Origin of the sequence: Gordonia sp. WA4-43 (genome assembly GCF_020520305.1) — a bacterium.
GTDB lineage: Bacteria > Actinomycetota > Actinomycetes > Mycobacteriales > Mycobacteriaceae > Gordonia > Gordonia hongkongensis.
In genome coordinates this window covers 1,165,329-1,189,565 of the sequence record NZ_CP084736.1, presented here as the reverse complement: position 1 = coordinate 1,189,565, position 24,237 = coordinate 1,165,329, and the positions used below count along the sequence as shown (strand labels likewise).

Below are 24,237 nucleotides of genomic sequence, written 5' to 3'. Positions count from 1 at the left end.
ATGTCGACGAATACCTTCCAGTCGGTGCCGGTCGGGACGCGAACCGTGGCGAGTCCGCACACCGACACCACGATCACCGAGGTCACGGTCACCCCGGTCGCCTTCGTCGACCCGCCGCTGCTCAACACGGTGGGTGTGCACCAGCCCTACGCACTGCGGGCGATCATCGTGATCGAGACGGCCGGCGGAATCCGCGGGCTCGGCGAGACCTATGCCGACACCGCTCATCTCGCGCGGATGGAGGCCGCCGCCGAGGCGATCATCGGACTCGATGCCTTCGCGCTCCACAACCTGCGCGATGCCATCGACCTGTGGGTCTCGACCCTGTCGGTGACCGGGGGCGACGGAGTGGCCGGCATGATCACCACGGCCAGCACCACCGATCGTGTCTTCTCGCCATTCGAAGTCGCCTGTCTCGACATCCAGGGTAAGGTCCTCGGTCGACCGGTGAGCGATCTGCTCGGCGGCCGCGTGCGGGACCGAGTTCCGTTCAGCGCCTACCTGTTCTACAAGTGGGCGGCCCACCCCGGGGCGGCCGGCACCAACGGACTGCCGGACGAGTGGGGCGAGGCCGTCGATCCGAGCGGACTGATCCGGCAGGCACACCGGATGATCGACCGCTACGGGTTCACCGCGATCAAACTGAAGGGCGGCGTGTTCGCCCCCGACGAAGAGATCGCGGCGATCAAGGCGCTGCACGCGGAGTTCCCCGGAATCCCGTTGCGCCTGGACCCCAATGCGGCGTGGACCGTGGAGACCTCGGTGCGCGTCGCGGCGGAACTCGAGGGCATCGTCGAGTACCTGGAGGACCCGACCCCCGGCCTCGACGGTATGGCGTGCGTCGCTGAGCAGGCGTCCATGCCGCTCGCGACGAACATGTGCGTGGTCGCCTTCGACCACCTCGAACCGGCGGTGCGCAAGCGGTCGGTCTCGGTCGTCCTGTCCGATCACCACTACTGGGGCGGCCTGCAGCGGTCGCGTCTCCTCGGCGGTATCTGTGAGACTTTCGGACTCGGCCTGTCGATGCATTCCAATTCGCACCTGGGCATCAGCCTCGCCGCGATGGTGCATCTCGCGGCTGCGACACCGAACCTCACCTACGCCTGTGACACCCACTGGCCGTGGAAGACCGAGGACGTGGTGAAGCCCGGCGTCCTGGGCATCGTCGACGGCGCGGTGCCGGTCCCGACCGGCCCGGGTCTGGGCGTCGAACTCGACGATGAGTCGCTGGAGGCCCTGCACCAGCAGTACCTCGACTGCGGCATCCGCGACCGGGACGACACCGGCTACATGCAGTCCATCGATCCCGGCTTCGTGAACTCCAGCCCGCGGTGGTGAGCGTATCCACGAGCACCGCCGCGGTGATGGGGTGAACTCCAGCCCGCGGTGGTGACGTGGGCGAACCCTCGACCGTCACCGTGGGAGTGGGTTAGCGTCATCCACACCGCTCCGCAGATCGCGGGGTGACGATGCCGAAAGTGGATCGATGTTCTCTCTCTCGCGCCTCTCCTGCTTCATCGCGGTCGCCGAGGAGCTGCACTTCGGCCGAGCGGCCGAGCGGCTCCACATGACGCAACCCCCGCTCAGCAGGCAGATCCAGCAGCTGGAGCACGAACTGGGCGTCCAGTTGATCGAACGCAGCAGCCGGGCAGTGTCGCTGACGGCGGCCGGCGCGGCCTTCCTACCCGACGCACGACGCATCGTCGCGCTCGCGGAGGGGGCGGCTCTGACGGTCCGCCGCGTGCCTGCGGGTGATCTGGGCACCGTGAACATCGGTTTCACGGGGGCGTCGGCGCGTGCGGTGTTGCCCCGGCTCATGCAGACGGCCCGCGAGAAGCTACCCGACGTTCGGCTCGTCTTGCGGGAGATGGTCACCATCGCGCAGGTCGAGGCGTTGGTCCGCGGTGATCTCGACCTCGGCATCGTCCGCCCGCCGATCTCTCGCCCAGGTGTGAACTCCCGTCCGCTGCACCATGAGCGCCTGGTCGCCGCCCTGCCCGCCGATCATGAGTTCGCCGACGCCGAGCACCTCGCGATCGAGGACTTCGACGGTCAGGCGGTCATCATGTATTCGCCCACGGATGCGCGGTATTTCAATGAGTTGCTGATCAGCACCTTCACCGCGGTCGGGGCGTCGCCCCGCTATGTCCAGTACGTCACCCAGGTGCACACCATGCTCGTCCTGGTGCACTCCGGGCTGGGCATGGCGCTGGTTCCGGAGTCGGCCATGACCATGCATCCCGACGGGGTGGTGTTCAAGGAGGTCACCGCGATCCGCGATCGTCCCGTGCAGATGAACATCGCCTGGCGCGCCGACAATACCAACCCGGCTCTTGCGCGATTGATGAGAGATGTTCTCCCCGAACGCGAATGGATCTGACGACGACCTCGGAACGAGTTCGTCGACTGTGCACCGGATCCCGTTGACGACCTCACCTCGGTGGCCTCGACGGGCGCGGCGGACTCGCTTCGCTCGTTCGACGCTGCTCGACCAGCAGTAGTTGCGGTGGAAAAGCCCGATCAGACCGCGGCGCGCACGGGCGGTTTGACCGCGACCACCGGGCACTGTGCGTCGAGCAGCACACGCTGGACGACGCTGCCGGTCAGCAGTTTTCCGACCGGTGAACGCCTGCGCTGGCCGATCACCAGGAGCTCCGCTGCGTCGTCGTACGATGCGTCGATGAGTTGGTCGGCGTGCGAGAGGCCCGGATCGTTCTCGGCGACACGGTAGTCGACGTCACCGGCCTGAGCCACCTCGCGCGCGTTCTCCAGGTCGACCAGGAACTCCGGCGACGAGGCGTTGTCACCATCGGCGACGATCACGACGCCGGTGCCGCGCATGCGGGCCTCGGCGAAGCCGAACGGGAGTGCGCCGCGCCCCTCGGGTGTCGGTAGGTAGCTGAGGACGACAGACATCAGATGTCCTTTCGCAGAGCGTGATTCGGTGCGACGACCGGTGTCGACAGGTCACCGGTCCGCAGGAAGGTGTCGAGGTTGGCGAGCGTGAGTTCCTCCATGGCGGCACGTGTCTCGACCGTTCCGCTCGCGAGGTGGGGGAGAAGTACGACGTTGTCCATGGACAGCAGCGCCTCGGGCACCTCCGGCTCGTGCGCGAACACGTCGAGCCCGGCGCCGGCCAGTCGGCCGCGCCGCAGCAGGTCGACGAGGGCGTCCTCGTCGACGACGCTGCCGCGCGCCACATTGATGAGGAAGCCGTCGGCGCCCAGCGCCTCGAGGACGTCCCGGTCGACGAGATGGCGCGTGTCGGCACCGCCGGCGGCGGCCACGATCAGCACGTCGACCTGGCTGGCGAGCTCGGCCGGCGACGCCGCGTAGCGATACGGTGAGCCGTCGACCGGGCGGCGGTTGTGGTAGGTGATCCGGCACCCGAAGGCGGTCAGGCGGTGGGCGATCGCCGAGCCGATACGGCCCAGCCCGAGGATGCCGACGTCGGTGCCGGAGACCTTCCGGGTGAGCGGAACGTTGCCTTCCACGGGCCAGCGCCCGGCCCGGACGAACCGATCGGCCGCGGCGAGTCCGCGCATGGTGTCGAGGAGCAGTCCGACTGCGGTGTCGGCGACGCAGTCGGTGAGGACGTCCGGGGTGTTGCTGACGCCGATGCCGAGCTCGGCGGCACGGGCGACGTCGGTGGTGTCGTAACCGACGCCGAAGTGGACGATGGCGCCGAGGTTCGGGAGCTCGGCCATCAAGCCGGCGTCCACCCCGGTCCGTCCCGAGGTCACGACCGCGGTCACCGCGTCGGCGTTTCGCGCGAGGAAGGCCTTCCGCGCCTCCCGGTCATCGGGCAGTCGCTGGGCGCCGTAGGTACCTTCGAGACGCTCCTCGAGCGAGGGCTTCAGCGGGCCGACGCGGAGAACAGAGCCGTGGAACGACGAAAGGTCTTTCAGCCCAATGGTTTCCGTTGCCGTCGCGGTGCCGGCCGAACTGCTCGTCATGCTTGACCTCCAGGAGTGCAGGACACAGACCGGTCCTTCGGTGGATGTGGTCAACGCTAGAAGTGCCGCGGATACCTGTCCAACACGCAAATAACATGGACCGATACTCAAACTGTATTGATACGGGGCTGTCGATTCGTCCAGCGCAAGAGAGCAGCGAAGAACCGTCAGGTCAGCGGTGGTTTCGACTCGCGGAGCACCCGGTTCCGAGGGCTCTCGAAAGACCTCCATACCCGCCGAAATGGCCTTTTGCTGGGCTTTTGCTCTGTTGACGCCGTCATCGCGACGCTCATAGCGTGTGTCTACCGTCACAAATGCGGTCGAGCCCACCGCGAGATCACTCGCAGTCTTTCTTTCATCGGAGGTCCCCATGCAGATCGCAGCTCTGCGATCCCGGAAGCGCCCCGCCGGGTGTCTGCTGGCACTGTCCGCGGTGGCCGTGCTCGCGGCCAGTGGTTGCAGCGTCGCGAACACGACCGCGAGCGAGAGCGCCTCTCCGGACACCCTGCGCATCGTCCTGCCCCAGGAGCCGCCGACGCTGGAACCCTGCGACGCCTCCCTCACGGCCACCGGTGTCGTGGTCCGGTCCAACATCACCGAACCGCTCATCGAACGGGATCCGAACAGTGGCGAACTGCAGCCCGGTCTCGCTACGGCGTGGACCCAGGTGGAGCCGAACGTCTGGCGTTTCACCACGGCCTCGGGCATTCGATTCAGCAATGGCCAGCCGTTCGACGCCGAGGACGCCGCGTTCTCCATCCGCCGCACGTTCAACGGGGCGATCGGCTGCGACGTCAACGGCTACGTCTTCGACGACAGCACCCGCGAGGTGACTGTGGTCGACCCCGGCACCATCGAGGTCCGCACGGAGACCCCCGACCCGATTCTCCCGCTGCGCCTGTCGTTCATCGAGATCGTTCCGCGCACCACCGTCGCCGACGACAAGGTGCGCGTGCCGATCGGGACCGGCCCCTACATGGTCGACTTCTGGGATTCGGGCCAGCGCGTGGCGTTGACAGCCAATCCGAACTATCACGGCGACGCCCCTGCATTCACCCGCGCCGTCTACCAATGGCGCTCCGAGGGCAGTGTCCGTGCCGCGATGGTCTCCAACGACGAAGCGGACATCGCCACCTCACTCGGCCCCGAAGACGGAGCGGGTGATCTCGGCATCGCCTACACCAACAACGAGACGACCGCCCTGCGCATGCAGGCCACCGATGCGCCCCTGACCGACTACCGGGTGCGCGAGGCCATCGATCTCTCCGTCAACCGCGTCGGCATCGTCGACGCACTGTTCCAGGGTCTCGGTACACCCGCGGCCCAGCTGGTCGCGGAGGGCATCGTCGGCTACAACGACCAGCTGACCCCGACGCCGTACGACCTCGACCGCGCCAAGCGCCTGGTCGACGAAGCCCGTGCGGACGGGGTGCCGGTCGACCGGACCATCCGCCTCATCGGCCGTACCGGTCAGTTCCCGAAGATCAACGAGACCATCGAGAACCTGCAGTTCACGCTCAGCAAGATCGGGCTGGACGTCAAGATCGAGATGATGGACACCTCCGGTCAGATGCAGTATCAGACACGGCCTTTCGTGCCCGGGTCGGGGCCGGTGCTGCTGATGATCATGCACGGCAACCAGGCCGGTGACACCCAGTTCACCCTCGACCAGTACATGCTGTCCGACGGCTACCAGAGCACTTACGGCACAGCCGCGTACGACGAACAGATCCGTGCCGCCGAGGCCCTCACCGGTCCGGCCCGTCAGAACGCACTCGCCGCGGTCCTGGCCGCCGAGCCGCGCGAGATCCGCCAATACGCGTATATCGCACACATGCAAGCAGTTCTCGCGAAAGCGAATCGTGTTGCCTACCGGCCCAATTCGGCCACCGGTGACGAGATGCGTCTCGCCGAGATGACCCACGCGCCAGCCCAGAACGACTGAAACAGAGGCGATGACCGATGCTCACCTTCCTCCGGCGCCGGATGTTCACCAGCCTGATCCCGCTGATCATCGTCTTGTTCGGCGTGTTCTTCATGGCCCGGCTCACCGGCGACCCCACCTATCTCTACCTCCCGGTCTCCGCGACCCCGGAGCAGCGCGCCGAGTTCGCCGCCGCGAACGGGCTCGACAAACCGATCTGGCAACAGATGACCGACTACCTCGCCGGCGTCTTCCACCTCGACTTCGGTGAGTCACTGAAGACCGGTCAGCAGGCGGCGAGCATGGCGCTCGCAGCGTTCCCGGCGACTCTGCAGCTCGCCTTCGTCACGCTCGTGCTGTCGGTCCTCGGCTCGATCATGATCGGTTGCTGGGCGGCCTACCGACCGAACTCACTCGCCGACCGCTTCTCGAGCCTGCTGTCGATGACCGCGGCCAGCGTCCCCGACTTCTGGTTCGCGATCACCGGTATCTGGATCTTCGCGGTTGTCTTCGGCTGGCTGCCGACGTCCGGGACCGGCGGGGTGCTGGCCTGGGTCCTGCCGATCGCGACACTGATGATCCGACCGCTGGGCGTTCTCACCCAGGTGGTGCGCGGCGCCATGGTCTCGGCCCTGTCGGCCCCCTACGTCAAGGTGGCGAGAAGCAAAGGGGCCGGAGACTTCCGGATCGTCACCCACCACGCACTGCGCAATGCGGCCGCCCCCGCCCTCACCGTCGCCGGCGATCTCGCGGTCGGCCTGATCAACGGCGCGGTCATCGTCGAAGCCATCTTCGGCTGGCCCGGCATCGGCAAGCTGATGATCGATTCGATCCTGCAACGCGACTTCGCGGTCCTGCAGGCCGCGGTGCTCCTCACCGCTCTCAGCATCTTCATCCTGAACATCGTCATCGACGCGGGTCTCGCCCTCCTGGACCCACGCGTTCGTGACAAGGCCACGGTCTAGTCGCCGGACACATCGAGGAGTACTGACACATGTCCATCGTCACCGATCCCGTCGACACGACGAGTCCCGTCGCCTCGACCGACATCACCGGCGACTCCGTCGCCGCCAAGAAGGTGCCCGGCGGGCAACTGCCGCTGTGGCGGCTGCTGCTCCGCGACAAGTTCGCGACCGTCGCCGCCGGCATCCTGACCTTCATCCTGCTCACCGCGATCTTCGGTCCGTGGCTGGTCGGGGACGCCGCCACCGACCAGAACCTGGACGAGTCGAACCTCCCGCCGTTCGACCTCGACACGGGCTGGATGAACGTGCTGGGCACCGACCCGCTGGGTCGCAGCATGCTCGCCCGGCTCATCGTCGCCTGCCAGACCACGCTCATGGTCTCCCTGCCCGCGGTGATCATCTCGTGCGTCGTGGGCTCGGCGATCGGCATGTGGGCGGGATACCACCGCGGCTGGCGTGAGACCACCGCGATGCGCATCGCCGACGTCATCATGAGCTTCCCGTCGCTGCTGCTCGCAGTCGTGATCCTGTACGTGTTCTCGCCGAGCGCCGCCAACATCATCGCGGTGCTGGCGATCACCCGGATCCCGATCTACCTACGGACCGCGCGGGCCGAATCCGCCGAGTTGCAGAGTCGCGTGTTCGTGGACGCGGCACGGACCTTCGGTGCGAGCAGCGGTGCGATACTCCGCGGGCACGTCCTGCCGATCCTGCTCCCCACGCTGCTCACCGTGGCCACCCTCGACTTCTGCTACGTGATGCTCGCGGAGTCGTCGCTGTCGTTCCTCGGCATCGGTATCCAGCCGCCCGACGTCAGCTGGGGCCTGATGGTGTCGCAAGGCCGGACCTACCTGCAGACCGCATGGTGGCTGTCGTTCTTCCCGGGCCTGGCGATCGTCATCACGACCGTGTCGGCCACGATGCTGGCCGCGTGGGCGCGCATCGCGACCGACCCCGGTCAGCGGTGGCGACTGACCACCCCGAACGCCCGGAAGCGGTTCTTCTCCTCACGAAAGGCGCTGCGATGAGTGCTCCTGCCCTCGACCGGCCCGACGCCGGCACCGACGATCGGGTCGCACTCGACGTCGTCGACCTGACCGTGGATCTGCGAACGCCCACCGGTACCGTGCGGGCGGTCGACCACGTGTCGTTCCGCGCCCGTCGTGGCGAAACGCTGGCGCTGCTCGGCGAATCCGGGTGTGGCAAGTCGATGACCGCACAGGCGCTCGTCGGGTTGCTCGACCCGATCGCCTCGGTCTCGGACGGATCGATCGTCCTGGACTCCGTCGACCTCGTCTCCGCCTCGGAGTCGAAGCGACGCGAGATGGCCGGCACCGAACTCGCGATCGTGTTCCAGGACGCGCTGACCGCGCTCAATCCGGTGTACCCGGTCGGGACCCAGCTCGCCGAACCGTTCCGCATCCATCGTGGGATGTCGAAGAAGAAGGCCCGTCTCGAGGCGATCGAACTGATGCGGCACGTGGGCATCCCGGAACCGGAGTCACGGGTCGACTCCTACCCGCACCAGTTCTCCGGCGGGATGCGGCAACGTCTGCTGATCGCGATGGCGGTGGCGTTGAGCCCCAAGGTGCTGCTCGCCGACGAACCCACCACCGCGCTCGACGTGACGGTGCAGGCTCAGATCATGGCGCTGCTGGGGCGCCTCCGGGCCGAACACGACATGGCGGTCGTCCTGATCACCCACGACCTCGCGCTCGTCGCCGAGCAGGCCGACCGCGTCGCGATCATGTACGCGGGCAACGTCGTCGAGACCGGGCCGGTGGCCGAGGTCTTCCGCAGTCCGAGGCATCCGTACACCAAAGGACTGCTCGATTCCGTTCCCGTCAGCGCCGAACGCGGGGCCGATCTCAAGTCGATCGGCGGTACGCCGCCCGACCTGCACTCGATCCCGACTGGCTGTGTGTACCAGGCGCGGTGTCCGCTGGCCCGCGCGCAGTGCGTGCAGCAACGGCCGACGCTGACGACCACCGGCACCAACCGGGCCGCGGCCTGCCACTTCTCGGAGGAGATCGACAATGCCTGAGACGACCAGCCTCGCCACGACGCCCGGCCGCGACAAGGCGCGCGGTGCCGCGGCCCCGCTCGACTCGAGCCGGGTCCTCGAAGTACGCGACGTCGGTAAGACCTTCGCGGTGTCCGGGAAGGGCGGCCGCAAACAACTCCGGGCGCTCGACGGGATCGATCTCGATCTCCGCCGCGGCGAGACACTCGGTCTGGTCGGCGAATCCGGCTGCGGCAAGTCCACTCTCGCCCGAACGCTGATGATGCTCGAGCGGCCCGACACCGGCACCGTCCGCTGGGACGGCACCGACCCGTACCGGCTCAAGGGCAAGGACCTGCTCGCCCTGCGTCGCAAGGTGCAGATGGTCTTTCAGGATCCGTATGCCTCGCTGAACAATCGGATGACCGCGGCCGAGATCATCGGCGAGCCGTGGCGTACCCACAAGGACCTGTACCCGCGCAAGCGTGACCGGGCCGCCCGCGTCCGTGAACTGCTGCATCTCGTCGGGTTGCGGCCGAGCGACGAACACCGCAGCCCGCAGGAGTTCTCGGGCGGTCAGCGTCAGCGCCTGGGAATCGCCCGTGCGCTCGCGCTCGATCCCGAGGTGATCATCTGCGACGAGCCGGTGTCGGCGCTGGACCTCTCGGTACAGGCGCAGGTGCTGAACCTGCTGAACGAACTCCAGCAGGAGCTCGACATCTCCTACATCTTCATCTCGCACGATCTGTCGGTGGTGCGTCATGTGGCCGACCGGGTCGCGGTGATGTACCTGGGCCGGATCGTCGAAACAGGCAGTACCGAAGCCGTGTTCGACCATCCTGCGCATCCGTACACCGAGGCGCTGATGTCCGCGGCACCGACGCTCGACGCCGACAACCGCCGCGAGCGAATCCTGTTGAGCGGCGAGGTGCCCTCGCCTCTCAATCCGCCGTCGGGCTGCCGGTTCCGGACGCGCTGCGCACACGCCACCGACGTCTGCGCGACCGCGCTGCCGCCGGCCGTCACCGATCGGCAGGAGGCCGGACACATCGCCGAGTGCTATCACCCCCGCGGACGGGTCGGCCTGGGCATGCCCGCCCCGGCGGCGTGAACACGCCCGGCGGTACGAAGGCCGTACTGGCGTGAGCGTCGTGGCATGCGTGACCATCGCGGTGGCCGTGTTCCTCGCGTCCTGCATGCAGGCATCCATCGGTTTCGGGATGGGCATGCTCGCCGCGCCGGTGGTCGCCCTGGTGGCGCCGACACTGCTTCCCGGCATGCTGATCGCTTCAGCGACGACAGTCACGCTGCTGGTGGTGATCCGCGAGCGGGGAAGCCTGGACTTCCGCGGTACCGGGTGGGCTCTGGCCGGTCGGGTCCCCGGGACCATCGCCGGGGCCCTGCTGCTGGTCTGGTTGCCCACCCGCGGTCTGTCATTGCTGTTGGCGGCGGTCGTGCTCGGCGGTGTCGTGATCGCCTCCGTCGGCTGGCGGCCTGCACCGGTACGCCGCAACCTGGCGACCGCGGGCGCGGCCTCCGGATTGCTCGGCACGGCCACGTCGATCGGCGGCCCACCGATGGCGCTGGTGTACTCCGGCGAGGAGAACGCGCACGTGCGTAGCAACATGAGTGCGTTCTTCCTCGTCGGCAGCCTGATGTCGATGGCAGCGCTCGCCGCGACCGGCAGCGTGAGCGCCGAGATCCTCTGGGCGTTCCTCGCCCTGACACCGGTCGTCGTCCTCGGCTTCATCGCCTCCCGCGCCGTCAACCGGGTACTCGACCGGGATCGGCTCCGCACCGTGTCGATCACGGTGTCGGCCGTCGGCGCGGCACTGCTCATCGGCCAGCAGATCTTCTTCTGACACTTCTGAAAGGACCTCACCATGACGACAGCCACATCGACGTCCACGACGACCCCGGTGGTCACCGAGATGCGGGTGATCCCCGTCGCGGGACGAGACAGCATGCTGCTCAACCTGTCCGGCGCACACGCCCCGTTCTTCACCCGGAACCTGGTCGTGCTGACCGACTCCGAAGGCAACCAGGGGGTCGGTGAGGTCCCGGGCGGCGAACCGATCCGCACCACGCTCGACGATGCGCGGCCGATCGTCGAAGGACGCGGTATCGGCGAGTACAACGCGGTCCTGCAGGACATCCGGCGCACGTTCGCCGATCGTGACCGTGGTGGCCGCGGGGATCAGACTTTCGATCAACGCATCACGATCCACGCGGTGACCGCCGTCGAATCGGCACTGTTGGATCTCCTCGGCCAGCACCTCCGTGTGCCGGTGACGGCGCTGCTCGGCGAGGGACAGCAGCGTGATCGGGTTGCTGCGCTCGGTTATCTGTTCTTCGTGGGGGATCGCACCAGGACAACGCTGGACTACGCCGACGGTGCCGGCGAGACCGATGACTGGATGCGTTTGCGCCATCAGGAGGCCCTTGATGCCGACGGTGTCGTCGCACTCGCCGAGGCGGCCCAGAAGCGTTACGGCTTCGCCGATTTCAAGCTGAAGGGCGGGGTTCTGTCGCCCGACGAGGAGGCCGACGTCGTCACCGCGCTGGCGGAACGCTTCCCGACGGCCCGGGTGACGCTTGATCCCAACGGCGGCTGGTTGCTCGAGGAGGCGATTCGGATCGGCGGACGCTTGCGCGATGTCGTCGCCTACGCCGAGGACCCGGTGGGACCGGAGGGCCGGTTCTCCGGCCGTGAGGTGATGGCCGAATTCAAGCGCGCGACCGGGTTGCCTACCGCGACCAACATGATCGCGACCGACTGGCGCGAGCTCGGGCACACGATCCGCACGAATGCGGTCGACATCCCGCTGGCCGACCCACACTTCTGGACCATGGCCGGCTCGGTGCGCGTCGCGCAACTGTGTGATGCCTGGGGGCTCACCTGGGGATCGCACTCCAACAACCACTTCGACGTGTCTCTGGCCATGTTCACGCACGTCGCGGCCGCTGCGCCGGGCGAGATCACCGCGATCGACACGCACTGGATCTGGCAGGACGGACAACGTCTCACCACCGAGCCGTACGAGATCGTCGACGGTCACCTCACGGTTCCCGACCGGCCGGGTCTCGGCGTCGAACTCGACATGGAGCAGGTGGAAGCCGCCCATCAGCTGTACCGCTCCGAAGGGCTCGGGGCGCGGGACGACGCGGTCGGAATGCAATTCCTCATCCCGGACTGGACGTTCGACAGCAAACGACCCGCGCTCGTGCGGAGCTGAGGTCGTGGCGGAAACGCGCGGCGACGATCTGAAAGTCGTGGTGGGTGAACGGAACTTCGTACCGCACCGCGAGTTGTTCGAGAGCCTGTTGCCCGCGAGTGTGGACACGTCCTGGCACGCGGCCTTCGACGAGGCCGCGCTCGTGGCCGATCTGGCCGACGCCGACGTCTACGTGGGCGGTCGGGTGACCCCGGCGATGGCTCGCGCGGGATCCGGTCTGCGGCTGGTGCTGACCGGTGGCGCCGGCACCGACAAGGTCAGTTTCGGTGACCTCGCGGCGAACACCGAGGTGGCCAACACCTTTCACCACGAGGATTCGATCGCCGAGTACATCGCCGCCGCGGTGGTCACGGTGCGCCGAGGTCTCCTCGGCCAGGACGCCGCGCTACGCCAGGGGTTGTGGGCCTCGGCGGTGTACCGCGACGGGGTGGAACAGCCGCGGACGCTGCGTGGCGCGATGATCGGCTACGTGGGTTTCGGCCACATCGGTCGACGAACCGCAGACCTGATGGGTGCCTTCGGCGCGCGGGCCTGTGCGGTGACCGGGTCCGGCCGGGTCGCCGACGACACCGGGCTCGAATGGTACGGCGACACCACTGATCTCGATCGTCTGATGGACGAATCCGATGTCGTGGTGGTCTCCGCGCCGCTGACCGCGAGTACCACCGGGATGATCGACGCCGGCCACCTGCGGCGGCTCGGGCCCGTGGGTGTGCTGGTCAACGTGGGCCGCGGCCCGCTCGTCGTCGAGCAGGATCTATACGAGTCCCTCCGAGACGGGTTGGTCGGCGGAGCAGCGCTCGACGTCTGGTATCGCTATCCGACGGGCAGCGATCGAGCGGACCCGTCGGGCCTGCCGTTCGGCGAACTGCCCAACGTGCTGATGACCCCGCACATCTCGGGGGTCACACGTGACACGTTCGTCGGGCGGGTGCGCGACATCACCGACAACATCTCCCGGCTGCACTCGGGGCGAGAGATCCTGCGGGTCGTCGCGCCGTCCTGATCGCGACGCGCGGCATGCTCCTACTCCGAAAGGAGCGCCTCTCAATGCTTTTCGAGGCGCGCCCGGAGCTTGCGGAGGGACCCCGGTCCCCGATCCGAAAGATCGACACACCATTTGCTCCCTAATCCGAAAGAGCCTCAACACCGCTGGTCTGTGGGGTGCAAGCGATGCCCTCCCTCTGCTCCCTGAGGTGCGAGGAGCGCCAGCGACGAGCCACGAAGGGCCTGGTGTGACAGGTTGCGGAGCCCTTCGTGGCTCGCTTCGCTCGCACCTCAGGGAGCAGAGATGGGGACGCTCAAGAGTGTTCTTTCGTAGTCCACGACGGCCGCCAGGCCGCAGGTACTGAGGTGCGAGGAGCGTTAGCCGCCGGGGCCGAGCAAGCGACGAAGGAGCGCGTCGAGGTCGACGAGCCTCGAAGGGTTTGCGACGCATCTCACCAGGACCCTTCGTGACGGCCTCCGCAAGCTCCGGCCTCCTCAGGGAGCAGTAGTTGGGCCCGCTCCGAGCACAACGAGTTCTTTCGTGGTCCTCCGTCGGCCGCGAGACCGCGTCCTACTCTGACTGATGAACCCCAACTCGACTGATGGACTTCGATCGAAGTCCATCAGTCGAGTTCGGGTTCACCAGTCGCACGGCATGTCCGTCCTCGATCCGGCCCATCGCCACGATCAGGCGTCGGCGGTCTCGGTCCGTGCCGGCTCGGCTGCTGCGCGCTTCCCGTTCTGGAACAGCAGCGGGTAGAGGAGACCGCCGATCAGTCCGCCGATCAGCGGCGCCAGCCAGAAGGCCCACAACTGACCGGGTGCGCCGTTGCCGTTGAAGAAGGCGACCGCCGTCGAACGCGCCGGGTTGACCGATGTGTTGCTGATCGGGATCGAGATCAGGTGGATGAGCGTGAGGCACAAGCCGATGGCGAGCGGACCGAAGCCCGCGGGAGCGCGTCCGTCGGTCGCGCCGAGGACCACGATGAGGAAGAACGCCGTCAGCAGGATCTCCGCGATGAGGACCGCGGGGAGGGAGTAGTTGCTGGGGGAGTGTTCGCCGAATCCGTTGGCGGCCATGTTGCCCTCGGCCTCGAACCCGGGTTGGCCCTTGGCGATGAGGAAGAGCATGAGGCCGGCCAACAGGCCACCCACGACCTGCGCGACCCAATAGGTGGGCAGCTCTTTCCAGGAGAGCCGGCCGCTGACGGCGGCGCCCAGCGTGATCGCGGGATTGAAGTGTGCGCCGGAGACGTGCCCCACCGCGTAGGCCATCGTCACGACGGTGAGACCGAAAGCCAGAGAGACACCGAGGAACCCGATTCCGACCTGGAAGGTGTCCTGGCCGTCCTCGGACTGGGCGATCTGCTTGGCGGCGTAGATCGCGCTGCCGCATCCGCCGAAGACCAACCAGAATGTCCCGAAGAACTCAGCCGCGAGTCGTGCTGCGGGCGACGGGGAAGGCATGAACGTCCTTTCGCTCGGTGACCTGACCGGCGAGGCGCGCGAAGTGCCTCGCCCTTCGAGTGGCTCACACAGTAGCCGTGCCGCCGGACACCGGCAGCGTTATGGCAAATCGTGTGCAGGTCAGTGAAGAAGGAGTGAGCACGGCCTGAACCGGTGCCGGTCAACGGCGAAACGTCGTGTGCATCTCCCAGAACAGGATCTCGGCCTCAGACCTCGCGGACACGGTGACCTCGCCCTGATCGATGGTGCGCAGCGCATCGCCCTCGACCAGTCGCGCGCCGTCATCGAGGTCGACTTCGCCGCGCGCCACGTAGAGATGTCCGTACGGTGCCGGGGGAAGGGCGACCGAGTGCCCGGAACCGATCCGGGCCACGTGCAGTGCCGCGAACGCGTTGCCGATCGAGATCGCATCGGTGCCCGCGTGTTCGGGCCTGCCGGAGACCACCGTGACCAGCCCGCCGGTTGCGAGATCGGCGCTGAAGTCGCGTTCGGCGTAGCCGGGTTCACCTCCGCCGTGCTCGGGCGCCACCCACATCTGCACGACGCGCAGGTCCCGGTTCTCGCTGCGCGGTGAAGCATTCGCCTCGGTGTGGGTGATCCCGCGGCCCGCGCTCATCCGCTGCGCGACGCCCGGCGTGATCACGCCGGTGTTGCCGAACGAATCACGATGAGCGACAGCACCTTCGAGTACCCACGTGACGATTTCGGCATCCCGGTGGAAGTGGGCGTCGAAACCTTCACCGGCGTCGACGCGATCGTCGTTGTGCACCAGCAGGACTCCGTGGGCGTTCGCCGCGAGATCGAAGTTGCCCGTGACGGGGAAGGACTGGCGGGAATCGAGCCACTCGCTTCGGAAGATGTGCCGCTCGGTACCCGGAATGACCTGCCGCGACGGCACGGTCCTGATAGATGGCTCGCTCACCGTGACTCCGATCTGGTCCTCCGGACCCCGCCGGCACAACCGTCACGTCGCCGACCCTATTCCGGTGTGCGATCGTGCCGCGGTCGTCAATCGAGAAGGTTGACCGCGTTGGCCACCACCAGGCTGAGGATGACGATCGACAACAGCGACTGCGACGCCATCGCCAGCTTCGCACGACGCGACAGCGGCATCACGTCGGTGGGGCTGAAGGCAGTCGCGTTGGTCAGGGCCAGATAGAGGTAGTCGAAGAACACGGGACGCCATCCCGGCGGTGCCAGTCGGGGCTCGAGGTGTTGCGGAAAGGCGAGGTCCGGGTATGCGGCCGGACGCAGGTGCCGGTTGACCGGACCGCCGCCGTCGAGCTCCCAGTAGAGGAATGCGAACGCGATGACGGTCTGCAGCCAGACGAGAGCCCCGGCGACCAGCAACTGGTTCGCCGCCGCGGTCTGCGGATCTCCGTGCAGCAGGTCCCACACGAGTCGTCCCGCTCCCCACGCCGCACCTGCGGCGATGGCGACGACCAGCCCCACGGAGAGGCTGCGGACCCACCGGCCGGGCCGGTCGATGCGACCGGGGTCTACCACGATCAGTGTCAGCAGGACCAGCCCCTCGATCGCGGGTAGCAGCCAAGCGGTACCGGCGGCGTAACGCGCGGGCAAGAGGAACGGGATCGCCATCGCGACCAGTACGAACGCCGATGCGGTCCAACGCTGCTCAGCTCGGGGCAGGTTCTGCGCGGGAACGTGGTCGTCGTCGTTCATCTGGCGGCCTCCGGTCGGGGGAGCCGACACGTTCCGCCAACATCGTTGACTCAGCGGGCCCGGCCGGTACTGTGTTCTTCATCACATAGGCAGGAAGGGATGTGCCATGATACCGACCGAGATAAAGGAGCTGCATCGGAGTATAGGTGCGCTACGGCATCACATGACCACGCTGCAGACGCAGTACGGCGATGTAGACGCGGTTCGGCGAATGTCCAACGATCTGGATCGGCTGGAGATCGACCTTCACGACTTCGAGCACGCACCGCCACCGCTGCTGCAGACGAAAGTCGGACGAGACCAGGTTATCTATGTGCCTGACTGCAAGTCGGACGAGTCGGCCTGGCTGGGTGCGCAGGACGAAGGGCTGGGCTTTCATTCGCGTGAGCGCACGAAGTGAGCGCCCCCGCGACTGAGCGGGACACAGTCGGGGTCTTCTCTCCGGGCCGCGCGCGAATCCTGGCCCGAACTCTCCGCCAGGACAGGTGGTGGCTGTCGCCGCTGCTGACAGTCGTGGGTCTCGCGGCCTTCGTCATCTACGCGACGATCCGGTCCTTCGTGCGCACCGCCTACTACGCCGCGGACTATCACTACCTCTCGCCGTTCTATTCGCCGTGCCTCAGCGAGTCGTGCGTGCCCGGGGCGAGTCATTTCGGTACCCCCTTCCCCGAACTCCCCATGTGGATTCCGCTGGCATTCCTCTCGCTGCCGTTCCTGCTCGGGTTCCGACTGACCTGCTACTACTACCGCAAGGCCTATTACCGGTCGGTCTGGCTGTCGCCGCCTGCCTGCGCCGTCGCCGAACCCCACAGTCGGTACACCGGCGAGACGCGACTGCCGCTCATCATCCAGAATTCGCACCGGTACTTCTTCTACGTGGCCGTGGTCATCTCGGTGATCAACACCTACGACGCGATCGTCGCCTTCCACGGTGAAGGCGGCGGTTTCGGCTTCGGGCTGGGCAACGTGATCCTCGTCGTCAACGTGCTCCTGCTCTGGACCTACACGGTGTCGTGCCACTCGTGTCGCCACGTGACCGGCGGCCGGCTCAAGCACTTCTCGAAACATCCGGTGCGGTACTGGGTCTGGAGTCAGGTGTCCAAGCTCAACACCCGGCACATGCAATTCGCCTGGATCACGCTCGGCACGTTGGTGCTCACCGACTTCTACATCATGCTGGTGGCCAGCAACACCATCTCGGACCTGAGGTTCGTGGGTTGACCGATTGACAACACACGCCTGTGGTGCAGCCGTTCTCAACGTTGGGAGTCCCGCTAGATGACCGAGCCGGAACGCTACGAGTACGACGTCGTTGTCATCGGTGCGGGGGGTGCCGGCCTGCGAGCGGTCATCGAGGCCCGCGAGCGCGGCTACTCGGTGGCCGTGGTGTGCAAGTCGCTGTTCGGCAAGGCCCACACGGTCATGGCCGAAGGCGGATGTGCCGCCTCGATGGGCAACGCCAACTCGAAAGACAACTGGCAGACACACTTCCAGGACACGATGCGAGGCGGCAAGTTCCTGAACAACTGGCGCATGGCCGAGTTGCACGCCAAAGAGGCCCCGGATCGTGTCTGGGAACTCGAAACCTATGGCGCCCTGTTCGATCGAACCGCGGACGGGCGGATTTCGCAGCGCAACTTCGGCGGCCACACCTATCCTCGACTCGCTCATGTCGGCGACCGCACCGGGCTGGAGCTCATCCGGACGATGCAACAGAAGATCGTCTCGCTGCAGCAGGAGGACTACGCCGCCACCGGTGACTACGAGTCGCGCATCAAGGTGTTCGCCGAATGCACGATCACCGAACTGCTGAAGGACGGCGACGCGATCGCCGGTGCATTCGGGTATTGGCGCGAGTCCGGCCGCTTCATCGTGTTCGAGGCGCCCGCGGTGGTCGTCGCCACCGGCGGGATCGGCAAGTCGTTCAAGGTGACGTCGAATTCGTGGGAATACACCGGCGACGGGCACGCTTTGGCACTGCGAGCCGGCGCGAGCCTGATCAACATGGAGTTCGTCCAGTTCCATCCGACCGGGATGGTGTGGCCGCCCAGCGTCAAGGGCATCCTCGTGACCGAGGGCGTTCGCGGCGACGGTGGAGTTCTCAAGAACACCGAGGGCAAGCGCTTCATGTTCGATTACATCCCACCGGTCTTCAAAGGTCAGTACGCCGAGACCGAAGAGGAAGCCGACGAATGGCTGGCGGACAACGACAGCGCCCGGCGAACGCCGGACCTGCTGCCGCGCGATGAGGTCGCGCGGGCGATCAACGAGGAAGTCAAGGCCGGACGCGGCACCGAGCACGGCGGCGTCTACCTCGACATCGCGTCCCGCATGCCCGCCGAGGAGATCATGCGCAGGCTGCCGTCGATGCACCACCAGTTCAAGGAGCTCGCCGACGTCGACATCACCGCCGAACCGATGGAGGTGGGGCCGACCTGTCACTACGTGATGGGCGGGATCGAGGTGGATCCGGACACGGCCGCGTCACGGGTTCCGGGCCTGTTCGCGGCCGGCGAGTGTTCCGGCGGGATGCACGGTTCGAACCGGTTGGGCGGCAACTCGTTGTCGGACCTGCTGGTCTTCGGGCGTCGTGCCGGCCTCGGGGCGGCGGCGTACGTCGAATCGCTGGCGACCCGTCCCGCGGTCTCCGCCGACGACATCGACCGGGCGGCGGCGTCCGTGCTTGCGCCCTTCGATCCGCCGGCCGAGGGCAAACCGGAGAACCCCTACACCCTGCACACCGACCTCCAGCAGGCCATGAACGATCTGGTCGGGATCATCCGGAAAGAGGACGAGATGCAGGAGGCGATCGGCGTGCTCGCGGACCTGCGAAAGCGCCTGGGCGGCATGCAGGTCGAGGGACATCGTCAGTTCAATCCGGGCTGGCATCTCGCAGTCGACCTACGCAACATGCTGCTGGTCTGCGAGTGCGTCGCGAAGGCCGCACTCATGCGCACCGAGAGCCGCGGTGGTCACACCCGCGATGACCATCCGTCCATGGACTCGAACTGGCGCAATGCGCTGCTGGTGTGCACCGCGGACCTCGACGGGGACGACGCCGCGGTGCCGGATGTCAGCGTCGTGCGCACCGAACAGACGCCGATGCGGCCGGACCTCCTGGAGCTGTTCGAGTTCCCCGAGATCGAGAAGTACTACACGGCGGCCGAGATAGCCGGTCATCCCGGCGCCGGTGGCGAGCGAGCCGAGGGGCATTCGGAGGACTGACATGGGATACGACGCAAAGTTCCGGATCTGGCGCGGCGACACCGACGCCGGCGGTCTCGAGGACTACACGGTGACCGTCAACGAGGGCGAGGTGGTGCTGGACATCATCCACCGCCTACAGGCGACGCAGGCCCCGGATCTCGCGGTGCGCTGGAACTGCAAGGCGGGCAAGTGCGGATCGTGTTCGGCGGAGGTGAACGGGCGTCCCAAACTGCTGTGCATGACCAGGATGTCGACGTTCACCGAGGACGAGGTCGTGACGGTGACCCCGATGCGCACGTTCCCGGTGATCCGCGACCTGGTCACCGATGTCTCGTTCAACTACGCCAAAGCCCGTGAAGTGCAATCGTTCACACCGCCACCGGGTCTGGCGCCGGGGGAGTACCGGATGAAGCAGGTCGACGTGCAGCGTTCGCAGGAGTTCCGCAAGTGCATCGAGTGCTTCCTGTGCCAGGACACCTGCCATGTCGTGCGCGATCACGAGGACAACAAACAGAACTTCTCCGGGCCGCGTTTCCTGATGCGCGTCGCCGAACTCGACATGCACCCCCTGGACGTGGCCGAACGCCGCGACTCGGCGCGCACCGAGCACGGACTGGGCCTCTGCAACATCACCAAGTGCTGTACCGACGTCTGTCCCGAGCAGATCAAGATCACCGACAACGCGTTGATCCCCATGAAGGAGCGAGTTGTCGACCGCACCTACGACCCGCTGGTGTGGTTGGGCAACAAGCTCTTCCGACGTTAACGGACCCATACGCAGTATCGTCTTCGACGAACTCCCGTTCCCCGGTGCGCGGCGCGCGCGGGCCACCCGCTCGAGGCCAGATGTCGCACAACGTTGCGCCCAGAGCAACGACTCACTACATCTACAGGGGTGACCGCACCGCCGTCATCGACGGTGCGCTCCGCCTCACCTACGCCGACCTGTATCGGCGGGTCGGGCACGTCACCGCCGCGCTGGAGGCGCTCGGCGTCAGGCCGGGTGACCGCGTGGCCGCCCTCTGTGCGAACAGTGCGGTCATGCTCGAACTGCACAGCGCCGTGCCCGCGCACGGTTTCGCCGACGAGTGCCTGCAGCTGTTCGGCGGGTACGGCTACATGAACGAGTACCCGATCGCGCGTCTGTGGGCCGACAACCGCGTCCAGAAGATCTACGCGGGCACCAACGAGATCATGAAGGAGATCATCGCCCGGACGTTGTGACGCCACCTCCCGTACGGCAGAGACGGCCCCGGTGATCTGATCACCGGGGCCGTCGCTCACCCGTCCGGTTTCCGGTGCGTTCCGAATGTCTGGGGAACCGAGGCAGTGTGACCAAGCCGATGATTCGTCAGCGAGCCGAACGGTTATACGAGGAGCTGGGGTCGGCCGGTTGTCCGCGAGGGGAGTCGATACACACGATGACAGCACACCACCAGGTCGCTCGACCACAGCGAAGCGCGTATACGTCGAGTGACACCGTGCTGGTGGACGGGCGGACCCGACACTACGGCGAGTTCTACGGCGTCACCGAGGCGCCGATGAACGATGACGAGCCGCTGCTCGTCGTCTGGGGAAACTGCCAGGCCGAAGCGATGCGGATCGTGCTGTCCAGCTCCCCGGACCTTCCGTTCCGTACCATTCGAGTCCCACCGGTCCACGAACTCGAGTCCACTGACATCGCCCATGTCGAACGCCTCGTCAGCCGGGCCGCGGTCATCGTCTCTCAGCCGGTTCGTGCCCGATACCGGGGGCTCCCGATCGGTGGACCCGACCTCGCGGAGATGGCGCCGGCCGCGGCCGTCGTGGTGTGGCCGGTCATCCGCTACGGCGGATTGTTCCCGTTTCAGGTCATCGCCCGACATCCCGCGCAACCGTCCGCGGTACCCGCTGCTGTTCCCTACCACGATCTCCGGACCGTCCTTGCGGTCAGAGCCGGCCGGACCCGCTTCGACGAATGGGATGTCGAGGTCTCCGCCGACCGCTTCCGGCACGCCGCACAGTGGAGTGTGGCCCAGCTCGAGGTCCGCGAGCGGCGGCACTGCGACGTCGGGATCTCCGACATCCTGCTCGACGTCGGGGCCGATGCCGCACACACGATCAACCATCCCGGCAACCGCGTACTTCTGACCCTCGGCGGTCGGATTCTCGAGGCGCTAGGGGCATCGGCGCCGGTCCCGCCGTCACGCGACCTGCTCGGCAACATCCGGGCGCCGCTGGAACGACGGGTGATCGACGCGCTCGGTATCCAGGCGACCCCGCGGACGTCCTGGGACGTCGACGGTGCGGAGCTGACCGAGGAAGAGGTGCACCGCAGTCAGATGCAGTGGTACGCAGAGCATCCCGAGTTCATCGACGCCGTGCTGGACCGGTACGGCGATCTCGTCGAGATCCTGGGAATGTCATGACGAGCCCAGTGGGGCACCTCCTCGTCGGACCCCGCTCGCACGGTGTGGTGCGGTATGCCCAGTCTGTCTTCGACGCGGTGACGGCCCAGGGTGGCGATCATCGACTGGTACACCTCCGCACGCGCTGTGCCGGCGTGTCCTCGGTTCTGGCCGAGTGCGCACACGTGCACATGCACGTGACCGACCGTCTGTTCGGACACACTCCGTTGCGAGCGCGCGACAACCTGCTCGCCATGATTGCGGGGCTCCGACGCCCGGTCTCGGTGACGTTGCACGATCTGCCGCAGCCCTCGGATGGACGGGCGATGCCGGCCCGCATCGAGTTCTTCCGGGCGGTGGCCCGATCCGCCGCGGGCGTGATCGTGTCCAGCCGACACGAGGCGTCGCTCTTCGCCGAGTATGTCGACGCGTCGATCGAGGTGGAGGTCGTGCCGCTGATGTTCGACGCCGTCCGTGCCCACAAGCCCTCGGACTCAGACGAATTGACCGTCGGTGTGCTCGGCTACCTGTATCCGGGGAAGGGTCACATCGAGACGCTCCGAGCGATGGCCGGTCTCGATCCGTCGGTCGGTTTCGTGGCGCTCGGAACTCCGTCGCCCGGCCACGACGATCTCGCCGACGACCTCGCGAAGCTCGCCGCGGACACGGGGAGGCGATGCACGATCACCGGCTACCTGACCGACGACGAACTCCGCCGGGCGTCGGCCGACGTCACGGTTCCGGTCGCATACCACCGGCACATGTCGGCATCCGGCTCCATCAATTCCTGGATCTCGGCCGGACGTCGTCCACTGGTTCCGCGGACCGCCTACACCGAGGAACTCGCCGCTCGGTCGCCGGGCGTGCTCACGATGCACGACAACAACGACGCGGCGCTTCGGGCCGCCATCGAGAAAGCGTTCGCGCATCCGGAAGCCACGTGGATCGATGCGGCGGTGTCGCCGTCGCCGACCGCCGCCGACGTCGGTCGAAGCCACGAGATGTTGCTGCGGCGGTGGAGTGCGTGACGGTCGTCGGACTCGACGATGGCCGGACCATCGTGCCCGACAATCGCTGGGACCTGGTCGGGAATCCTTCGTCGAGACCATTGGTGAGCGTCGTGATCCCGTATTACGAGCAGCCACATCAACTCTCATTGGTCCTCGAGGCGTTGACGGCGCAGACCTACCCGCCGGATCGACTGGAGGTGGTGGTCGCCGACGACGGATCGAGAGTTCCCCCGGATGTGAGCGCGTGGACCTCCCGGTTGACCATCACCGTGGTCAGGCAGGAGGACAGGGGATTTCGGGCCGCCGCCGCCCGCAACCTGGGAGTCGCGGCGTCGAACGGCTCGGTTCTGTGTTTCCTCGACGCGGACACGGTTCCGACCGCCGGCTACATCTCTCACATGGTCCGACTGGCCGCCGCGGTGCCGGACGCGCTCGTGGTCGGCCGACGCAAGCACGGGGACCTGAACCAGGTCGAGCCGCGGACGGTGGTCGAATGGCTGTCCGCCCAGCGGCATCTCGAGGTCGCGCACGACCATGAACCCGAGTGGCTGGTCAACGCCTATGACCGCACAGCCAACCTCCTGCTCCCGGGCTGGGACGGCTACAAGTACATGATCAGCGCGGTGATGAGCTGTAGCCGGGAGCTGTTCGACGATGTAGGAGGATTCGACCCGTCCTTCGTCGGGTACGGGGGAGAGGACTGGGAATTCGCGAACCGGGCTTTCATGATGGGTGCGGTGTTCGTTCACGAACCCGACGCCGTCGCCTGGCACGACGGATCCGACTGGGCCGAGCGTGCGGTGCCCGAACGGGTCTCGGCGAAGAATGCCGAAGCGTTGGCCCTCGCCCCGCTCATCACCGACCCGGCCGCCCGGACCGTCGGGCTGCTGTACGAGATCCCGGACGTCGTCGTGGTGGTGTCGACGGACTGTCACACCGCGGCTTCGCTGCTGCACACCGTCGGCAGCGCCCTGCGCGGGTCCGATGCCGCCGCCTGGCTTGTCGGGGACGACGCCGAAACGCTGGTTGCTCAGCTCGGAGTCCGTGATTCGCGAATCCGGATCGGTGGCCCGGACGCGTCGACGCTGTCGCGGTGCAGGTTCGTCGTCGAGGTTGCCGGGCCCGTGGTCTTCTCCGCTGATTCGCTCGCGCTCCTCGCGACGCGCGTCGCACCGGGGGAGGGTGGCCAGGTGACGGTGGACTTCGGCGGGTTGCGGCCGGCGTCGGTCACGCTCACGGCGTCGCGTGCACGACACCGTGTCCGACGCTGGGCGGAGCACACCGACCTGGGTGCCGATGAGCTCCTGAGGCGTCTGTTCGGGGTCCGGACAGTGCGTTGCGACGATGTCGGGATCGGCGTCGGCGGCTGCGAACCGGCGTTGGCCTGGTGAGTGTGCCGAGCCGCCGCAAAGC

23 protein-coding genes are annotated in these 24,237 nt (G+C 67.0%); 18 read left to right on the top strand and 5 right to left on the bottom strand.

What is annotated here, in order from left to right; all coding sequences use genetic code 11:
* Together LEL84_RS05320 and LEL84_RS05315 are read left to right on the top strand one after the other, a co-directional pair.
* Window positions 1–1,338: a glucarate dehydratase family protein gene (locus LEL84_RS05320; RefSeq protein WP_226513507.1), complete on the top strand. Its 1,338-nt coding sequence runs from the start codon at window positions 1–3 to the stop codon at window positions 1,336–1,338.
* A 148-nt stretch (window positions 1,339–1,486) separates the two neighbouring features.
* On the top strand, window positions 1,487–2,380 hold the full coding sequence (locus tag LEL84_RS05315; RefSeq protein ID WP_137808526.1) for a LysR substrate-binding domain-containing protein: 894 nt from the start codon (window positions 1,487–1,489) through the stop codon (window positions 2,378–2,380).
* Between the two features lie 140 nt (window positions 2,381–2,520).
* Here the strand turns inward: LEL84_RS05315 and LEL84_RS05310 are convergent, their stop codons facing one another.
* Window positions 2,521–2,916, bottom strand: coding sequence for a universal stress protein (locus LEL84_RS05310; protein ID WP_058251799.1), 396 nt, complete (start codon window positions 2,914–2,916; stop codon window positions 2,521–2,523).
* Window positions 2,916–3,956 carry a 2-hydroxyacid dehydrogenase gene (locus LEL84_RS05305; protein WP_226513506.1) on the bottom strand — a complete coding sequence of 347 codons (1,041 nt, stop codon included), beginning with the start codon at window positions 3,954–3,956 and terminating at the stop codon, window positions 2,916–2,918. Before LEL84_RS05305 ends, LEL84_RS05310 begins: the two co-directional genes overlap by 1 nt.
* Window positions 3,957–4,326: 370 nt before the next feature.
* Between LEL84_RS05305 and LEL84_RS05300 the strand changes: the two genes are divergently transcribed.
* Genes LEL84_RS05300 through LEL84_RS05265 form a run of 8 tightly spaced genes read left to right on the top strand, consistent with a single transcriptional unit; the run spans window position 4,327 to window position 13,089 of the window.
* The gene (locus tag LEL84_RS05300; RefSeq protein WP_226513505.1) at window positions 4,327–5,901 is read left to right on the top strand and encodes an ABC transporter substrate-binding protein; all 1,575 of its coding nucleotides are present in this window, start codon (window positions 4,327–4,329) and stop codon (window positions 5,899–5,901) included.
* A gap of 17 nt (window positions 5,902–5,918) precedes the next feature.
* Entirely contained in the window at window positions 5,919–6,845 is a 927-nt protein-coding gene (locus tag LEL84_RS05295) for an ABC transporter permease (RefSeq protein ID WP_226513504.1), read from the top strand.
* A 29-nt stretch (window positions 6,846–6,874) separates the two neighbouring features.
* Complete coding sequence (locus tag LEL84_RS05290; protein ID WP_226513503.1) at window positions 6,875–7,873, top strand: ABC transporter permease; 999 nt, start codon at window positions 6,875–6,877, stop codon at window positions 7,871–7,873.
* Window positions 7,870–8,889 (top strand): ABC transporter ATP-binding protein, encoded by a 1,020-nt coding sequence (locus tag LEL84_RS05285; protein ID WP_226513502.1) that lies wholly within the window; start codon window positions 7,870–7,872, stop codon window positions 8,887–8,889. The genes LEL84_RS05290 and LEL84_RS05285 overlap by 4 nt, the downstream gene beginning before the upstream one ends.
* On the top strand, window positions 8,882–9,958 hold the full coding sequence (locus tag LEL84_RS05280) for an ABC transporter ATP-binding protein (protein ID WP_159370988.1): 1,077 nt from the start codon (window positions 8,882–8,884) through the stop codon (window positions 9,956–9,958). Before LEL84_RS05285 ends, LEL84_RS05280 begins: the two co-directional genes overlap by 8 nt.
* 31 nt (window positions 9,959–9,989) lie before the next feature.
* On the top strand, window positions 9,990–10,709 hold the full coding sequence (locus LEL84_RS05275) for a sulfite exporter TauE/SafE family protein (RefSeq protein ID WP_159370987.1): 720 nt from the start codon (window positions 9,990–9,992) through the stop codon (window positions 10,707–10,709).
* A gap of 21 nt (window positions 10,710–10,730) precedes the next feature.
* Window positions 10,731–12,083, top strand: a complete 1,353-nt coding sequence (locus LEL84_RS05270) for an enolase C-terminal domain-like protein (RefSeq protein ID WP_159370986.1) — start codon at window positions 10,731–10,733, stop codon at window positions 12,081–12,083.
* 4 nt (window positions 12,084–12,087) lie between these two features.
* Window positions 12,088–13,089, top strand: coding sequence for a 2-hydroxyacid dehydrogenase (locus tag LEL84_RS05265; RefSeq protein WP_226513501.1), 1,002 nt, complete (start codon window positions 12,088–12,090; stop codon window positions 13,087–13,089).
* 668 nt (window positions 13,090–13,757) lie between these two features.
* On the opposite strand, the gene aqpZ is transcribed toward LEL84_RS05265, so the two are convergent.
* The 3 genes from aqpZ to LEL84_RS05250 form a co-directional block, all read right to left on the bottom strand.
* Window positions 13,758–14,537, bottom strand: a complete 780-nt coding sequence (aqpZ, locus tag LEL84_RS05260; RefSeq protein WP_226513500.1) for an aquaporin Z — start codon at window positions 14,535–14,537, stop codon at window positions 13,758–13,760.
* 160 nt (window positions 14,538–14,697) lie between these two features.
* Window positions 14,698–15,459, bottom strand: coding sequence for a pirin family protein (locus tag LEL84_RS05255; RefSeq protein WP_226513499.1), 762 nt, complete (start codon window positions 15,457–15,459; stop codon window positions 14,698–14,700).
* An 86-nt stretch (window positions 15,460–15,545) separates the two neighbouring features.
* Window positions 15,546–16,220, bottom strand: coding sequence for a DUF1345 domain-containing protein (locus LEL84_RS05250; protein WP_165629943.1), 675 nt, complete (start codon window positions 16,218–16,220; stop codon window positions 15,546–15,548).
* Between the two features lie 106 nt (window positions 16,221–16,326).
* On the opposite strand from LEL84_RS05250, the gene LEL84_RS05245 reads away from it, so the two are divergent.
* The 8 genes from LEL84_RS05245 to LEL84_RS05210 all read left to right on the top strand — a co-directional run bounded on the left by LEL84_RS05245 (window position 16,327) and on the right by LEL84_RS05210 (window position 24,215).
* Window positions 16,327–16,620 carry a hypothetical protein gene (locus LEL84_RS05245; RefSeq protein ID WP_065632375.1) on the top strand — a complete coding sequence of 98 codons (294 nt, stop codon included), beginning with the start codon at window positions 16,327–16,329 and terminating at the stop codon, window positions 16,618–16,620.
* Complete coding sequence (locus tag LEL84_RS05240) at window positions 16,617–17,441, top strand: hypothetical protein (RefSeq protein WP_165629944.1); 825 nt, start codon at window positions 16,617–16,619, stop codon at window positions 17,439–17,441. The genes LEL84_RS05245 and LEL84_RS05240 overlap by 4 nt, the downstream gene beginning before the upstream one ends.
* A 57-nt stretch (window positions 17,442–17,498) precedes the next feature.
* Entirely contained in the window at window positions 17,499–19,445 is a 1,947-nt protein-coding gene (locus LEL84_RS05235; RefSeq protein ID WP_226513498.1) for a fumarate reductase/succinate dehydrogenase flavoprotein subunit, read from the top strand.
* Between the two features lies 1 nt (window position 19,446).
* Window positions 19,447–20,193 (top strand): succinate dehydrogenase/fumarate reductase iron-sulfur subunit, encoded by a 747-nt coding sequence (locus tag LEL84_RS05230; protein WP_065632377.1) that lies wholly within the window; start codon window positions 19,447–19,449, stop codon window positions 20,191–20,193.
* 80 nt (window positions 20,194–20,273) lie between these two features.
* Window positions 20,274–20,651 (top strand): acyl-CoA dehydrogenase family protein, encoded by a 378-nt coding sequence (locus LEL84_RS24890; protein WP_226513497.1) that lies wholly within the window; start codon window positions 20,274–20,276, stop codon window positions 20,649–20,651.
* A gap of 197 nt (window positions 20,652–20,848) precedes the next feature.
* Window positions 20,849–21,835 (top strand): WcbI family polysaccharide biosynthesis putative acetyltransferase, encoded by a 987-nt coding sequence (locus LEL84_RS05220; RefSeq protein WP_226513496.1) that lies wholly within the window; start codon window positions 20,849–20,851, stop codon window positions 21,833–21,835.
* The gene (locus LEL84_RS05215) at window positions 21,832–22,842 is read left to right on the top strand and encodes a hypothetical protein (protein ID WP_065632380.1); all 1,011 of its coding nucleotides are present in this window, start codon (window positions 21,832–21,834) and stop codon (window positions 22,840–22,842) included. The genes LEL84_RS05220 and LEL84_RS05215 overlap by 4 nt, the downstream gene beginning before the upstream one ends.
* Window positions 22,839–24,215 carry a glycosyltransferase family 2 protein gene (locus LEL84_RS05210; RefSeq protein WP_226513495.1) on the top strand — a complete coding sequence of 459 codons (1,377 nt, stop codon included), beginning with the start codon at window positions 22,839–22,841 and terminating at the stop codon, window positions 24,213–24,215. Before LEL84_RS05215 ends, LEL84_RS05210 begins: the two co-directional genes overlap by 4 nt.
* Window positions 24,216–24,237: the final 22 nt, after the last annotated feature.

Excerpts from the sequence above, each read along its gene's own strand:
- LEL84_RS05250 (WP_165629943.1), bottom strand. The coding sequence starts at position 16,220 with ATGAACGACGACGACCACGTTCCCGCGCAGAACCTGCCCCGAGCTGAG.
- LEL84_RS05270 (WP_159370986.1), top strand. The coding sequence starts at position 10,731 with ATGACGACAGCCACATCGACGTCCACGACGACCCCGGTGGTCACCGAG.
- LEL84_RS05230 (WP_065632377.1), top strand. The coding sequence starts at position 19,447 with ATGGGATACGACGCAAAGTTCCGGATCTGGCGCGGCGACACCGACGCC.
- LEL84_RS05290 (WP_226513503.1), top strand. The coding sequence starts at position 6,875 with ATGTCCATCGTCACCGATCCCGTCGACACGACGAGTCCCGTCGCCTCG.
- LEL84_RS05310 (WP_058251799.1), bottom strand. The coding sequence starts at position 2,916 with ATGTCTGTCGTCCTCAGCTACCTACCGACACCCGAGGGGCGCGGCGCA.
- aqpZ (WP_226513500.1), bottom strand. The coding sequence starts at position 14,537 with ATGCCTTCCCCGTCGCCCGCAGCACGACTCGCGGCTGAGTTCTTCGGG.
- LEL84_RS05245 (WP_065632375.1), top strand. The coding sequence starts at position 16,327 with ATGATACCGACCGAGATAAAGGAGCTGCATCGGAGTATAGGTGCGCTA.
- LEL84_RS24890 (WP_226513497.1), top strand. The coding sequence starts at position 20,274 with ATGTCGCACAACGTTGCGCCCAGAGCAACGACTCACTACATCTACAGG.
- LEL84_RS05220 (WP_226513496.1), top strand. The coding sequence starts at position 20,849 with ATGACAGCACACCACCAGGTCGCTCGACCACAGCGAAGCGCGTATACG.
- LEL84_RS05280 (WP_159370988.1), top strand. The coding sequence starts at position 8,882 with ATGCCTGAGACGACCAGCCTCGCCACGACGCCCGGCCGCGACAAGGCG.
- LEL84_RS05300 (WP_226513505.1), top strand. The coding sequence starts at position 4,327 with ATGCAGATCGCAGCTCTGCGATCCCGGAAGCGCCCCGCCGGGTGTCTG.
- LEL84_RS05215 (WP_065632380.1), top strand. The coding sequence starts at position 21,832 with ATGACGAGCCCAGTGGGGCACCTCCTCGTCGGACCCCGCTCGCACGGT.
- LEL84_RS05315 (WP_137808526.1), top strand. The coding sequence starts at position 1,487 with ATGTTCTCTCTCTCGCGCCTCTCCTGCTTCATCGCGGTCGCCGAGGAG.
- LEL84_RS05295 (WP_226513504.1), top strand. The coding sequence starts at position 5,919 with ATGCTCACCTTCCTCCGGCGCCGGATGTTCACCAGCCTGATCCCGCTG.
- LEL84_RS05235 (WP_226513498.1), top strand. The coding sequence starts at position 17,499 with ATGACCGAGCCGGAACGCTACGAGTACGACGTCGTTGTCATCGGTGCG.
- LEL84_RS05320 (WP_226513507.1), top strand. The coding sequence starts at position 1 with ATGTCGACGAATACCTTCCAGTCGGTGCCGGTCGGGACGCGAACCGTG.
- LEL84_RS05305 (WP_226513506.1), bottom strand. The coding sequence starts at position 3,956 with ATGACGAGCAGTTCGGCCGGCACCGCGACGGCAACGGAAACCATTGGG.
- LEL84_RS05285 (WP_226513502.1), top strand. The coding sequence starts at position 7,870 with ATGAGTGCTCCTGCCCTCGACCGGCCCGACGCCGGCACCGACGATCGG.